Source organism: Rhizohabitans arisaemae (genome assembly GCF_025996515.1).
GTDB lineage: Bacteria > Actinomycetota > Actinomycetes > Streptosporangiales > Streptosporangiaceae > Rhizohabitans > Rhizohabitans arisaemae.
In genome coordinates, this window is sequence record NZ_BLRH01000060.1 from 492,147 (window position 1) to 505,934 (window position 13,788).

The following is a 13,788-nucleotide window of genomic DNA, read 5'->3' on the forward strand; positions in this document are numbered from 1 at the left end:
GCTAAAGAATCAGACCTCTTCGACACTGCTCGGCTCACGCCGGGACAGGTCGATGCCGAGCTCTTCCGCCGCGCGAAACACGTCCTCGTCGGTGTCACGCATCTCGATGGACATGCCGTCGCTGGAGAGCACCTCGACGTTGAGGCAGAGCGACTGCATCTCCTTGATGAGCACCTTGAAGGATTCAGGGATGCCCGGCTCGGGGATGTTCTCGCCCTTGACGATGGCTTCGTAGACCTTCACTCGGCCCAGCACGTCGTCAGACTTGATGGTGAGGAGCTCCTGAAGTGCGTAGGCGGCGCCGTACGCCTCAAGGGCCCACACCTCCATCTCACCGAAGCGCTGACCACCGAACTGCGCCTTACCGCCAAGCGGCTGCTGAGTGATCATGGAGTACGGACCCGTCGACCGCGCGTGGATCTTGTCGTCGACGAGGTGAAGCAGCTTGAGAATGTAGATGTAGCCGACCGAGATCGGGTCCTTGAACGGTTCGCCCGAGCGTCCGTCGAACAGCTTGGCCTTTCCGTTGACGCCGACCAGACGGTCACCGTCCTGGTTGGGCAGGGTGCTCCCGAGCAGACCGGTGATCTCCTCCTCGCGGGCGCCGTCGAACACCGGGGTCGCCACGTTGGTGAACGCGTCGGCCCGCTCGGCCCCCACCTCCACCAGGCGCTGTGCCCAGGCTTCCTCGATCCCCGAGACGTCCCACCCTCGTGCGGCCACCCACCCGAGGTGGGTCTCCAGCACCTGGCCGACGTTCATCCGGCCGGGCACACCGAGGGGGTTGAGGATGATGTCGACCGGGGTGCCGTCCTCCAGGAACGGCATGTCCTCGACCGGGAGGATCTTGGAGATGACGCCCTTGTTGCCGTGCCGACCGGCCAGCTTGTCGCCGTCAGTGATCTTCCGCTTCTGGGCCACGTACACCCGGACCAGCTCGTTCACACCCGGCGGGAGCTCGTCGCCCTCGTCCCGGCTGAACACGCGGACCCCGATGACCTTGCCCATCTCACCGTGCGGCACCTTCAGGGAGGTGTCGCGGACTTCGCGGGCCTTCTCCCCGAAGATCGCGCGCAGCAGCCGCTCCTCCGGCGTCAGCTCGGTCTCGCCCTTGGGGGTGACCTTGCCGACCAGGATGTCCCCGGGGACGACCTCGGCGCCGATCCGGATGATCCCGCGCTCGTCCAGGTCCGCCAGGACCTCCTCGGAGACGTTCGGGATGTCGCGGGTGATCTCCTCGGGGCCCAGCTTGGTGTCGCGGGCGTCGACCTCGTGCTCCTCGATGTGGATCGAGGAGAGGACGTCGTCCTGGACCAGCCGCTGGGACAGGATGATCGCGTCCTCGTAGTTGTGGCCCTCCCACGGCATGAACGCCACCAGGAGGTTCTTGCCGAGGGCCATCTCGCCCTGGTCGGTGCACGGGCCGTCGGCGATGACCTGGCCGACCTCGATCCGGTCGCCCTCGGCGACGATCGGCTTCTGGTTGAAGCAGGTGCCCTGGTTGGATCGTTTGAACTTGGCGACACGATAGGTGGTGCGGGTGCCGTCGTCGTTCATCACGGTGATGTAGTCGGCCGAGACCTCCTCGACCACACCGGCCTTCTCCGCGTTGATGACGTCTCCGGCGTCGGTCGCGGCACGGTACTCCATGCCGGTCCCGACGAGCGGGGAGTCGCTCTTGAGCAGAGGCACGGACTGCCGCTGCATGTTCGAGCCCATGAGCGCGCGGTTGGCGTCGTCGTGCTCCAGGAAGGGGATCATGGCCGTGGCCACCGACACCATCTGGCGCGGCGACACGTCCATGTAGTCGACCTCGTCGGGACGGATGAGCTCCATCTCGCCGCCCTTACGGCGGACCAGGACCCGCGACTCGGCGAAGGAACCGTCGGTCGCCAGCGGCGTGTTCGCCTGCGCGATGACGTGACGGTCTTCCTCGTCGGCGGTCAGGTAGTCGATCTGGTCGCTCACGATGCCGTTGACCACCTTGCGGTACGGCGTCTCGACGAACCCGAAGGAGTTGACCCGGCCGTAGGAGGAGAGCGAACCGATCAGACCGATGTTCGGCCCTTCCGGCGTCTCGATCGGGCACATCCGGCCGTAGTGGGACGGGTGCACGTCACGGACCTCGAAGCCCGCCCGCTCACGGGACAGACCACCGGGGCCGAGCGCGGACAGACGCCGCTTGTGCGTCAGGCCGGCCAGCGGGTTGGTCTGGTCCATGAACTGCGAGAGCTGGGAGGTGCCGAAGAACTCGCGGATGGAGGCGACGACCGGCCGGATGTTGATCAGGGTCTGCGGCGTGATCGCCTCGACGTCCTGCGTGGTCATCCGCTCGCGGACCACCCGCTCCATCCGGGCCAGGCCCAGGCGGACCTGGTTCTGGATCAGCTCGCCGACCGTGCGCAGACGACGGTTGCCGAAGTGGTCGATGTCGTCGGTCTCGACGACGACCGGCCCGTTGGCACCCGGCATCTCATACTCGCCGGCGTGCAGCCGGACGATGTACTCGATCGTGGCGACGACGTCGTCCTCGGTGAGCGTGCCCTGGTTGATGTCTGCGTCGACCCCGAGCTTTTTGTTGATCTTGTAACGACCGACCTTGGCCAGGTCGTACCGCTTGGGGTTGAAGTAGAGGTTCTCCAGCAGGGTCTGCGCCGACTCCCTGGTCGGCGGCTCGCCCGGGCGGAGCTTGCGGTAGATGTCGAGCAGCGCGTCGTCCTGGCCGGAGGTGTGGTCCTTCTCCAGCGTGGCCCGCATGGACTCGTACTGGCCGAACCGCTCCAGAATCCTCGCGTCGTCCCAGCCGAGCGCCTTGAGGAGGACGGTCACGCCCTGCTTGCGCTTGCGGTCGATGCGGACACCTACGCTGTCGCGCTTGTCGATCTCGAACTCAAGCCAGGCGCCCCGCGACGGGATCACCTTGCAGTTGAAGAGATCCTTGTCGGAGGTCTTGTCGATCGACCGGTCGAAGTAGACGCCGGGGGAACGAACGAGCTGCGAGACCACGACACGCTCGGTGCCGTTGATGATGAAGGTGCCCTTCGGGGTCATGAGCGGGAAGTCGCCCATGAACACCGTCTGGCTCTTGATCTCACCCGTGGTGTTATTGATGAACTCCGCCGTGACGAACATCGGGGCGGAGAAGGTCATGTCCTTGTCTTTGCACTCCTCGACGGAGTACTTGGGCGGCTCGAACCGGTGGTCGCGGAACGACAGCGACATCGTCCCGGAGAAGTCCTCGATGGGACTGATCTCCTCGAAGATCTCCTCGAGGCCGGATTGGGCCGGGACGTCCTTGCGCCCGGCCTGACGAGCCGCGTCAACCCGTCCCTTCCACTTCTCGTTTCCCAGCAACCAGTCGAACGATTGGGTCTGCAGGGCAAGAAGATCAGGAACTTCGAGCGGCTCCGTGATGCGTGCGAAAGAGACACGACGGGGACCGGCGGGTACGGCGGAGGCGTTGCGCGAGGCTGCCAACAGATGTCCTTCCGAGGGCTCGCGGCGGACTGACTACACGCACGCCAGACGACCCGGAACACACGGGATACCCAACCAGTGAAAACACGACGGTTTCGACCAGCGGAGCACACGTACACGATCATGGGTCGTCAAAGGGCAGCGCAAAGGGGCAGTGTAGCCGAATGGCCCACTACTCTCAAGTCAGTCCCCACTATGCGCTCCACATTGCCCGCAGCATCGCTCGTCCTGGCGGAAACGTCAAGCCCGAGGGCCGACATTTCGACTAACCGATGGCCGACAAGCTGGGTTTTTCTTCTGTTGCCGCTTCGCGGCGCGCCGGGGGTCGCCGCTGCCTACGACCCGGTCCGACTCACACGCCACTACAAAAACAGGAGAAACCCTTGCCGACGATCGACGCTGACGAGTCAGGAAGTTCCCCCAAGGGGGACATCCGTAACCCTAGTCTTTGCTAACAATTTAATAACACGCCCCTTTTTGCTGCTCAGCGGGCCCTTCGCCGCTCGGCTCGCCGATTGGTTCCAGCAAGCGCTTGGCTCACTGGCTGGACACCGGGCCGCCGCCGAGGAGGGCGTCCATGTTGGCGGCGAGCCAGCGATCCCCGACCTTGACCATGGTGACCCGTACCCGGTTCAAGGTCCGCTGCCACGTCGGCCGCGTGTCCCCTTCCATGATCTTCTCGGTCTGCTGGTTGATGAAGACGAGCACGTCGACCAGCTCGGGCCCGGCCCGCTCGACGGCGGCGCCCGCCACCGTGACCCGCACGCTCGCCTTGGTCTTCTTCGCCTCCGGAACGAGCACCGACTGCAGCTTGCGGTGCTCGACCGCGAGGTCGCCGGTGGTGTGCCCCCTGGCCCGGGCCAGGTCGGCCTCGATGGAGGTGTAGCGGTAGGAGAGCAGGTCCGGGACGTAGGAACGGGCCGCGTCGAGTGCCGCCTCACCGGCGACGCGTCCGCTCTGAATCCACTGGAGATCCCGGTACATGAGCACGGCCCAGGCCGCCAGGCCCACAATGGCCGCGACCATCAGGGCGAGGGCGCGCCTGAAGGTCAGCGTGCGGCGGACGGCCGCCCAGAGCCACACCCCGATCACCACCCGACGTCCACCGACTTCGCGACCAGCCAGCGGTCCCCGACTTTGACGACCTGCATGCGCCAGCGGTAGAGCCGGTCCTCCGATTTCACCTTCTGACCCTGCCAGCGGATCGTGGCGTCCGCGACGACCAGCACCTCCGCGGCGTCGCCGTCGAACGAGACGAGACCGGAGGCGCGAAGGAGCCCGGTTTCGATGGCCTTGTTCTTGAGGATGGTCTCCTTGAAGGCCTTGTCGCCGTACTCCTGCCGGGCACCGCCGGTGGACGACCGAAGTATCCGCTCGATGTCCCGATCCACCGTCCGATAGTCGATGCTCAGCAGGTCGACCGCGTGCCGTCCCGCGGCCTGGACGACCAAGGCGCGCTCGGTCTCGGTGGCCTTGGCCCGGTTCAGCGCCAACCCGACCAAGACGACGGCCGCCGTCAGCACCGCGAGGAGGGAACCGAGCACGATCAAGACGATCGCGCGTGGATTCCTTAAAGGATGAACGGGCTCATAAGGATTCATTTCCCTGCGCTCTCTCCCATCGCGTCCGATGGCGGTCGTCGGCGTAACACCGCCACGCAGGCCGCCATCTAGAACGGTGCCAGAGAACCCACGCTGTTTTCCAGACGCGGAAGGCTGAACCGTACACCGATTCCGCATACACGATGAATTGCTCGGCGCGACCCGCCTCGAATGACAATCCTCGTGACATCGGCCCGGCCATCCGGATCGAAATCCGCTGGATGCGAATATCGAAATCCGGGAAAAGCGCCGACCGTCCGAACCGATTCGACGGACCCCGGGCCCGGCGACACCCGGGTCGCCCGGGCGGACGGGGCCCGAGCATCGGCGAGCCCGGGACAAGCCCGGTGAGAGCCGTGACAAGCTGCGAGAACCCCTCGTCCGTCACGGCCGGTGACCGACCTGGGCACGCGGGCGGGCGACGGTGTTTCACCGGCGCGACCGAACGGTCCGGCCGCGAAGCCCACACACGTGGGGCCGCGCAATGGCCATCACCGGAGTCGTCCCGATTCAGCGCCGCCGCAGGCCGTCGGAAAAGCCGGGTGGGATCTGTGCGGTGCGAATCCACTTCCCCGAAGCGAGTTCGCCCCCGCCTCCGGGTGACTTCATCAGGTGGTATTGCACTGTTCGGGGAATCACCCGACACCTGGAAATTCGAACGTCATCGCGTACGGAGAAGCCGATCCCGGCCGAACGACGGACTCCCCCACCGGCGGAGCACCCGCACGGACGGCGCCACCCTGGCGCGGGCCCCATGGCCAAGCACCGGCCCCCTGGGCCCGTCCCGCCGCCCCCCACTCCCATCCGGGTCGGCGGACTCCCGTACAGGGCGATGTACGGGCCTGAGGCCCTCTTGGGGCGTGTCCCCCGCACCGGCCCCTGTGCGGGCCCCGGACAACGACGACGGGTGGCCCCCCGTGCAGGGGACCACCCGTCGTCGAATCCCGCCGCCCGGCCGGGCGACATGAATCAGTGGGTGCGACGCGTCACTTGACGGTGACGGTGGCGCCGGCGGCCTCAAGGGCGGCCTTGGCCTTGGCCGCGGCCTCCTTGTTGACCTTCTCCAGCAGCGGCTTCGGCGCGCCGTCGACCAGGTCCTTGGCCTCCTTGAGGCCGAGGCTCGTCAGGGTACGAACCTCCTTGATGACCTGGATCTTCTTCTCGCCGGCGGCCTCGAGGATGACGTCGAACTCGTCCTGCTCCTCCTCCTCGACGGCGGCGGCACCGCCACCCGCGGGGGCGGCGGCGACGGCCACGGGAGCGGCGGCCTTGACGTCGAAGGTCTCCTCGAACAGCTTCACGAACTCGGAGAGCTCAAGGAGGGTCATCTCCTTGAAGGTGTCGAGCAGCTCGTCGGTGCTGAGCTTCGCCATGGTGGTGGTTCCTCCGTTACAGGTAATGCCTAAAGTTATTGGGACCGCGTGGCCTCGCCCGTCGATCGCGCACATGGGTGCGCGGCCTCAAGGGTCAGCCTTCCGATGCGCTCTCCCCCGCGCCCGCCTCGTCGGCGGGAGCCGAGCCGCCCTCGGCCTCGGCGCGCTTGACGCGCAGGGCCTCGGCGAGCTGAGCCATGTTGACGGGCAGCGCGTTGAACACGGCGGCGGCGTGCGCCATCTTCGCCTTCATCGCGCCGGCCAGCTTCGCGAGGAGCACCTCGCGGGACTCAAGGTCGGCAAGCTTGGCGATCTCTTCGGAGCTCATCGACTTGCCGTCGATGACGCCACCCTTGATCACCAACAGGGGATTGGCCTTGGCGAAGTCCCGCAGACCCTTCGCGGCCTCGACCACGTCGCCCTTGACGAACGCGATCGCAGACGGGCCCTGGAGCAGGTTGTCCAGCTCCGTGACCCCGGCCTCGTTGGCCGCGATCTTGGTCAGCGTGTTCTTCACCACGGCGAAATTCGCATTGTCACCGAGAGATGTGCGCAGCTGCTTGAGCTGCGCCACGGTGAGCCCGCGGTACTCGGTCAGCACGGCGCCCTGCGAGCTCTCGAACGCTGTCTTGAGCTCGGCGACCGCGGTCACCTTGTCCGCCCTCGCCATGGGCCTCCTTCCGATGTGCCACCGGTGAAGACCCATGAAAAAAGCCCCGGAGCGCAGGCGCGCGGGGCTCACGGCAGAGAGATGCTGTACGGCTGAACGCACAACACTCACGTTTGAAGCTCTCATCACACCTACGCAGGCCGTTCTCCATGAGAACCTTCGGCCACCGAGCGAGTTCGCCCGGCGACGACCGGCGGTCTTTGGCTGTAGCAAGAGTACCCCGGTGAGCGCAAGAACTCCAATCGCTCACCGGGGCGGGGGAAATCATCGCTCTAGGACTGACCGGATTCCTAGCTGGAGGGCCCCGGAACCAGATCCTTGGCGTCGCCGACCTCGTTCGCGGGGGGCGCGGCGATCTCGACCGGCTCGTTGAACCCGCTGAACAGCAGGGTCAGGTCGAGCTTGGCGTCGGCGTGCGCCCCCTTGAGCACCAGCTTGCGCGGCAGGCCCTCACCGTCGACGTACATGTCGAAGGTCACGTTCTCCAGGCCCTTCAGCCCGGTCGCCTCCCGGCGCTCGGGCGCGACCAGCTTCAGCGCCTCGTCGACCGGGAAGGTCCCGCTGTAGTGCCGGGTGGCCACCCCGCCGACGGTCTCCTCCCCGACGACCTTGGCGTCCCGGGACGAGGTGATCATCTTGGTCACGGTGAGCAGGTCGATCTGCTGCAGCCGGTCGAGCACCTCCTTGGCGGGACCGGCGTCGCCATTCAGCGGCACCTTGATCCAGGGCTTGCCCTTGGTCAGGCCCGTGACCTGCCGCAGCGCCTCGATGTCGGCATAGGCGGTGTCCCCGAGCACGATCAGGCGAACGCCGCCGGGGAGCTTCTGCCCGCCGAAGGAGGCGGAGTCGACCTTCAGGTCCACCTTCAGGTCGGGCTTCTGCTGATAGACGACGCTGCCCGTCAGCGTGCCGGAGCCCTCCCTCGGGTGGGTGAGGTCGGCGACGACGTCGGTCTTGTAGGAACCGACCTGCTGGACCTTGTTGGAGCTGTCCACCAGCTGTTCGGACGCCGAGAGCGTGATCTCACCCAGGCTTGTCGTGGTGGAGCCGCAGGCTGTGAGCGTGACCATCGTGGCGGCACCGGCGACCACGAGCGCGAGAGTGCGTCTGCGCATTGAACCGTCCTTCCAGAGTTACCTCTATGACACCGGATCGCGACCGGCCCGGCATCATCCATAGGAAGGGATCTCAAATGGCCGAAAGGACTAGATCGTTGTACGGGCTCCTACCGCCGTCGGTGTACCGCCGGGTCCCCGGATCCCAAAAGAGGCACACCCCCGCTCGGGGTGTGCCTCTTGTCGCTCAGCGGCGGGAGGTCAGCTCGCGACCTCGTCCAGCTCGGCGGTCATGGCGCGGGTGACATTGGGGTCGACCGGGATTCCGGGGCCCATCGACGTGGTGAACGTCACCTTCTTCAGGTAACGGCCCTTGGCCGCCGACGGCTTGATCCGGATCACCTCGTCGAGGGCGGCCGCGTAGTTCTCCAGCAGCAGGCGCTCCCCGAAGGAGACCTTGCCGATGACGAAGTGCAGGTTCGCGTGCCGGTCCACCCGGAACTCGATCTTACCGCCCTTGATGTCGGTGACGGCCTTGGCGACGGCCGGGGTGACCGTACCGGTCTTGGGGTTGGGCATGAGGCCACGGGGACCGAGGACCCGGCCCAGCCGGCCGACCTTGCCCATGAGGTCGGGGGTGGCCACGACCGCGTCGAAGTCGAGACGACCCTTGGCGACCTCGTCGATGAGCTCGTCGGCTCCGACGATGTCGGCGCCCGCGGCGCGGGCCTCCTCGGCACGGTCACCGGTCGCGAAGACCAGGACCCGGGCGGTCTTGCCGGTGCCGTGCGGGAGGATGACGGTCCCACGGACCATCTGGTCGGCCTTACGGGGGTCGACACCGAGCCGGAGCGCCACTTCCACGGTGGCGTCGAACTTGGTGACGGAAGTCTTCTGCGCCAGCCGTACGCCCTCGAGTGGGCTGTACAGGTTGGTCCTGTCCACCTGCTCCGCGCTCTTGCGGTAGCTCTTGCTGCGCTTCACTACTCCTCCTCAGGGAGTCTGTGGTGTGGGCCAGCGCCGGCCCTGCCACGTTGTGCCGGGTGAGACGCGGGTACGCGCCCCTGGCCGACGACGCGGTCTTCCTTACCGGGTGAGGTACGGCTGCCGCGGGCTCGGCCGGAAAGTACTAGTCGACGACGGTGACGCCCATGGAGCGCGCGGTACCGGCGATGATCTTCTCGGCGGCCTCGACGTCGTTGGCGTTGAGGTCCTTCAGCTTGAACTCGGCGATCTCGCGGAGCTGAGCCTTGGTGATCGAGCCGATCTTGGTCTTGTGCGGGACGGCGCTACCCTTGTCCACGCCCGCGGCCTTCTTGATCAACTCAGGCGCCGGCGGCGTCTTCGTGATGAAGGTGAAGCTGCGGTCCTCCATGATGGTGATCTCAACGGGGATGATGTTTCCCCGCTGGGCCTCGGTGGCAGCGTTGTACTGCTTCACGAAGTCCATGATGTTGACACCGTGCGGACCGAGCGCGGTACCGACGGGGGGAGCGGGCGTCGCCTGGCCGGCCGGAAGCTGGACCTTGACGATCGCGGCTATTTTCTTTCTTGGAGGCATGGTTCTCTCCGGGTCCTTCTGCGCGGGCCTTTCCGCGCATGTGAAAGGCCGACCCGCCCGCCGAAGCGGCGGCCGGCCTACCCCACTGGTGTGGGACGCTTATCGAGTCTAGGCGTCAGATCTTGGTGACCTGGTTGAACGACAGCTCGACCGGGGTCTCTCGACCGAAGATCGAGACCAGGACCTTCAGCTTCTGCGCCTCGGTGTTGATCTCGCTGACCGTGGCGGGCAGGGTCGTGAACGGACCGTCCATGACGGTCACGGACTCGCCGACCTCGAAGTCGACGGTCGAGCGGGGAGCCGCCGCCGTGGCCTTCTGCTCCTCCGGCTCGGGCGCGAGTAGCTTGGCGACCTCTTCCAGGCTGAGCGGACTGGGCCGGTTGGAGAGACCGACGAACCCGGTGACCCCCGGCGTGTTGCGCACGGCGGCCCACGATTCGTCCGTCAGGTCCAGGCGGACCAGTACATAGCCGGGAAGGACGCGCTCCTTGACCTGCTGACGCTTCCCGCCCTTGATCTCGGTGACCTGGTGGGTGGGAACCTCGACCTGGAAGATGTAGTCCTCCATGTTGAGCGACTGCGTGCGGCTCTCGATGTTGGACTTCACCCGGTTCTCGTAGCCGGCGTAGGAGTGAATGACATACCACTCACCGGGCTGCGCGCGCAGCTCGCGTGCGAACTCCGCGATCGGGTCGACGACGGGGGCGGGCTCAGCCTCGTCCGCCGTGTCGGCCTCGCCTTGCGCACCCTCGTCGGCGCCCGCTACGACCGCTTCTTCCGACTCCTCTTCCCACGCTTCGCGGGAGTCGTCGGCCGGTTGTGGGGACTCAGACACGGTGACTGTTTCTCTTTCCGTCGATTGCTCTTGCTCTGTGATCGGGATTGCGGTGCCGGTTTAGGAGAAAATCTCCAGCACACCTGTACTGAACACCAAGTCTAGCCCGGACACGATGCCGACCATGATCAAGACGAAGATCAGGGCCACGACGGTGTAAGTAACCAACTCCTTGCGCGTAGGCCAGATGACCTTGCGCAGCTCCGCGACGACCTGCCGATAGAAGAGCGCCGGAGACGTCCGCTTGCTACCCGTACTCGGCTTGTCGGGCTTGTCTGCGGTCACGTCGCGCGTGTCGGTCGCCATGTCCTCACCTGATCCAGTCGTATCCGTCGCATGTGCCGGCGCGCCTGTTCCTGGGTTCACCATCGGCGCGGACGCCGCGCGACACAGTCCAAGTCAACACTGTCGGCGCGCTGTCGTCGGTGCGCGGACCGCATCTCGCAGGGCAAGAGGGACTCGAACCCCCAACCGCCGGTTTTGGAGACCGGTGCGCTACCAATTGCGCCATTGCCCTAAGCCGTGATCCACAAACTCCCGGACAGGCGAGAGCCGCAAGTGAACCACTAGATGCTGAAGTGTACGGGCAGAAACGCGTCACGTCGAACCAGGAACGCGACATCGGCGAAACTCGGCCTCGTCCGGATCCTGGATATGGCGCTGAGTCCGCCACGGCCGTCTGAAACGATAGAGCCATGGAGCACTCACCCGACGGGCAGGCGGTAGCACGTCCCCGCATTTCAGCGCGTATTTCAGCGATCTCCGAGTCAGCCACCCTCGCCGTGGACGCCAAGGCCAAGGCGATGAAGGCGGCCGGGCGGCCCGTCATCGGATTCGGCGCCGGCGAGCCGGACTTCGCCACGCCGGACTACATCGTCGAGGCGGCCGTCCAGGCCTGCCGCACCCCGCGCTTTCACAAGTACACCCCGGCCGGCGGGCTGCCCGAGCTGAAGCAGGCCATCGCCGAGAAGACCCTGCGGGACTCCGGCTGGCGGGTCGACCCCGCCCAGGTGCTCGTCACCAACGGCGGCAAGCAGGCCGTCTACGAGGTCTTCGCGACCCTGCTCGACCCGGGCGACGAGGTCATCGTGGTGGCGCCGTACTGGACGACCTACCCGGAGGCGATCAAGCTGGCCGGGGGCGTCCAGGTGGACGTGGTCACCGACGAGTCCACCGGCTACCTCGCCACGGTCGACCAGCTGGAGGCGGCCAGGACGCCGCGGACCAAGATCTTGCTCTTCGTGTCGCCGTCCAACCCGACCGGTGCGGTCTACTCCCCGGCCCAGGTGGCCGAGATCGGCCGCTGGGCCGCCGCGAACGACCTCTGGGTCGTCACCGACGAGATCTACGAGCACCTCGTCTACGGCGGCGCCGAGTTCGCCTCGATCGCCGTCGCCGCCCCCGAGCTGGGTGACAAGGTCGTCGTGCTGAACGGCGTCGCCAAGACCTACGCGATGACCGGCTGGCGGGTGGGCTGGATGATCGGCGCCACCGACGTGATCAAGGCGGCGACCAACCTGCAGTCCCACGCCACCTCCAACGTCTCCAACGTCGCCCAGATGGCGGCGCTGGCCGCGGTGAGCGGCGACCTGTCGGCGGTGGCCGAGATGCGCACCGCCTTCGACCGGCGCCGGCAGACCATGGTCCGCATGCTCAACGAGATCCCCGGCGTGGTCTGCCCCGAGCCGCAGGGCGCGTTCTACGTCTACCCGTCCGTCAAGGAGCTGCTGGGCAAGGAGATCCGCGGCAAGCGTCCGCAGACCTCCGCCGAGCTGGCCGAGCTGACGCTGGAGGAGGCCGAGGTGGCGGTGGTCCCCGGTGAGGCCTTCGGCACGCCGGGATACTTCCGCTTCTCCTACGCCCTGGGCGACGACGACCTCGTCGAGGGTGTGAGCCGCGCGGCCAAGCTGCTGTCCGAGGCCCGCTGACGCCGTACCCATGCGAGATCCGTTTCGGCGGGAGTGCTCCTTCCGCCCCTCGGTCCCGGAGCCGGCTCCGGGACCGAGGTCGCACCGGTCCCGGAAGACCCCAAACCACCCGCCTCGCCTGACCGTTTTACGGCAGGCTTAGGTCATGTCACGCCCGCTCCGCGATCTGCCCAAGGCCCACCTGCACCTGCACTTCACCGGCTCCATGCGCCACTCGACGTTGATCGAGCTCGCCAAGGACCAAGGGCTCCATCTCCCCGACGCGCTCGCGGAGGACTGGCCGCCACGGCTGCGGGCGACCGACGCCAAGGGCTGGTTCCGATTCCAACGCCTGTACGACATCGGGCGATCGGCCCTGCGTACCTCCGGCCACGTGCGCAGACTGCTGCGGGAGGCCGCAGAGGACGAGGTGGCGGAGGGATCGGGCTGGCTGGAGATCCAGGTCGACCCGTCGGGTTACGCCCACCGATTCGGCGGTCTCACGGCCACCCTTGAGCTCTTTCTGGACGCGGCGAGGCTCGCCGCCGAGCAGACCGGGATCGGGATCGGCCTCATCGTGGGGGCGAACCGCACCAAACACCCCCTGGAGGCGAAGACGCTCGCCCGGCTCGCCGTCCAGTACCTCGACCACGGGGTGGTCGGGTTCGGCCTCTCCAACGACGAGCGCCGGGGCCGCGCCCGCGACTTCGACGGCGCCTTCCGCATCGCCCACCGGGCCGGGCTGCTCACCGCGCCGCACGGGGGCGAGCTGGCGGGCCCGTACAGCATCGAGGAGTGCCTCGACGACCTCCATGCGGACCGGATCGGGCACGGGGTCCGCGTGCACGAGTCCGCCCGGCTGATGCGGCGGCTGGCCGATCGGGAGATCACCTGCGAGGTGTGCCCGCTGTCCAACGTCGCGCTCGGCGTGTTCGAGCGGCCCGAGGACGTCCCGCTCCGCATGCTCTTCGACGCCGGCGTCCCCGTCGCGCTCGGCGCCGACGACCCGCTCCTGTTCGGCTCGCGGCTGCTGGACCAGTACGAGCTGGCCCGGAACGTGTACGGCTTCAGCGACGCCGAACTCGCCGAACTCGCCAGGATGTCGATCCGCGCCTCGGCCGCGCCGACCGAGCTGCGGCGGGAGCTGCTGGCCGGGGTCGACGCCTGGCTGACCGGCGGCGCCTAGGCCGTACCGCCTCATCCGGCGGTCAAGACCGGGATCCGTTACGGCTGCCGCGGCGCAGAACCACGCCCCAGGCCGTACCGGCCACCGTCACCCCGCCCCGTCGGCGGACGTGCGACCGGGGAG

General features: G+C 67.1%; 12 protein-coding genes and 1 tRNA gene. 2 read left to right on the forward strand and 11 right to left on the reverse strand.

Annotated features, from left to right (window positions below; all coding sequences use genetic code 11):
- Nucleotides 1-9: 9 nt before the first annotated feature.
- From rpoB to RUR_RS30760, 11 genes are all read right to left on the reverse strand, one after another.
- A complete protein-coding gene (gene rpoB / locus RUR_RS30710; protein ID WP_283138711.1) occupies nt 10-3,477 on the reverse strand; it encodes a DNA-directed RNA polymerase subunit beta in 3,468 nt (1,155 codons plus the stop codon).
- A 537-nt stretch (nt 3,478-4,014) separates the two neighbouring features.
- Complete coding sequence (locus RUR_RS30715; RefSeq protein WP_283138712.1) at nt 4,015-4,572, reverse strand: hypothetical protein; 558 nt, start codon at nt 4,570-4,572, stop codon at nt 4,015-4,017.
- Complete coding sequence (locus tag RUR_RS30720; protein WP_283138713.1) at nt 4,566-5,021, reverse strand: hypothetical protein; 456 nt, start codon at nt 5,019-5,021, stop codon at nt 4,566-4,568. Before RUR_RS30720 ends, RUR_RS30715 begins: the two co-directional genes overlap by 7 nt.
- Before the next feature lie 1,043 nt (nt 5,022-6,064).
- Entirely contained in the window at nt 6,065-6,451 is a 387-nt protein-coding gene (gene rplL, locus RUR_RS30725; RefSeq protein WP_283138714.1) for a 50S ribosomal protein L7/L12, read from the reverse strand.
- Between the two features lie 94 nt (nt 6,452-6,545).
- Nucleotides 6,546-7,121 (reverse strand): 50S ribosomal protein L10, encoded by a 576-nt coding sequence (rplJ, locus tag RUR_RS30730; RefSeq protein WP_283138715.1) that lies wholly within the window; start codon nt 7,119-7,121, stop codon nt 6,546-6,548.
- Between the two features lie 290 nt (nt 7,122-7,411).
- Entirely contained in the window at nt 7,412-8,236 is an 825-nt protein-coding gene (locus RUR_RS30735) for an SCO4651 family lipoprotein (RefSeq protein WP_283138716.1), read from the reverse strand.
- Nucleotides 8,237-8,437: 201 nt separating this feature from the next.
- Entirely contained in the window at nt 8,438-9,160 is a 723-nt protein-coding gene (gene rplA / locus RUR_RS30740; protein WP_283138717.1) for a 50S ribosomal protein L1, read from the reverse strand.
- A gap of 145 nt (nt 9,161-9,305) precedes the next feature.
- The gene (gene rplK / locus RUR_RS30745) at nt 9,306-9,737 is read right to left on the reverse strand and encodes a 50S ribosomal protein L11 (protein ID WP_283138718.1); all 432 of its coding nucleotides are present in this window, start codon (nt 9,735-9,737) and stop codon (nt 9,306-9,308) included.
- 115 nt (nt 9,738-9,852) lie between these two features.
- Nucleotides 9,853-10,572, reverse strand: coding sequence for a transcription termination/antitermination protein NusG (gene nusG, locus RUR_RS30750; RefSeq protein ID WP_283138719.1), 720 nt, complete (start codon nt 10,570-10,572; stop codon nt 9,853-9,855).
- A 60-nt stretch (nt 10,573-10,632) separates the two neighbouring features.
- The gene (gene secE, locus RUR_RS30755; protein WP_283138720.1) at nt 10,633-10,878 is read right to left on the reverse strand and encodes a preprotein translocase subunit SecE; all 246 of its coding nucleotides are present in this window, start codon (nt 10,876-10,878) and stop codon (nt 10,633-10,635) included.
- A 138-nt stretch (nt 10,879-11,016) separates the two neighbouring features.
- Nucleotides 11,017-11,089 (reverse strand) — tRNA-Trp (locus RUR_RS30760).
- Between the two features lie 178 nt (nt 11,090-11,267).
- On the opposite strand from RUR_RS30760, the gene RUR_RS30765 reads away from it, so the two are divergent.
- Nucleotides 11,268-12,500 carry a pyridoxal phosphate-dependent aminotransferase gene (locus RUR_RS30765; RefSeq protein ID WP_283138721.1) on the forward strand — a complete coding sequence of 411 codons (1,233 nt, stop codon included), beginning with the start codon at nt 11,268-11,270 and terminating at the stop codon, nt 12,498-12,500.
- 145 nt (nt 12,501-12,645) lie between these two features.
- Nucleotides 12,646-13,665: an adenosine deaminase gene (locus RUR_RS30770; RefSeq protein ID WP_283138722.1), complete on the forward strand. Its 1,020-nt coding sequence runs from the start codon at nt 12,646-12,648 to the stop codon at nt 13,663-13,665.
- The last annotated feature ends 123 nt before the right edge of the window (nt 13,666-13,788 follow it).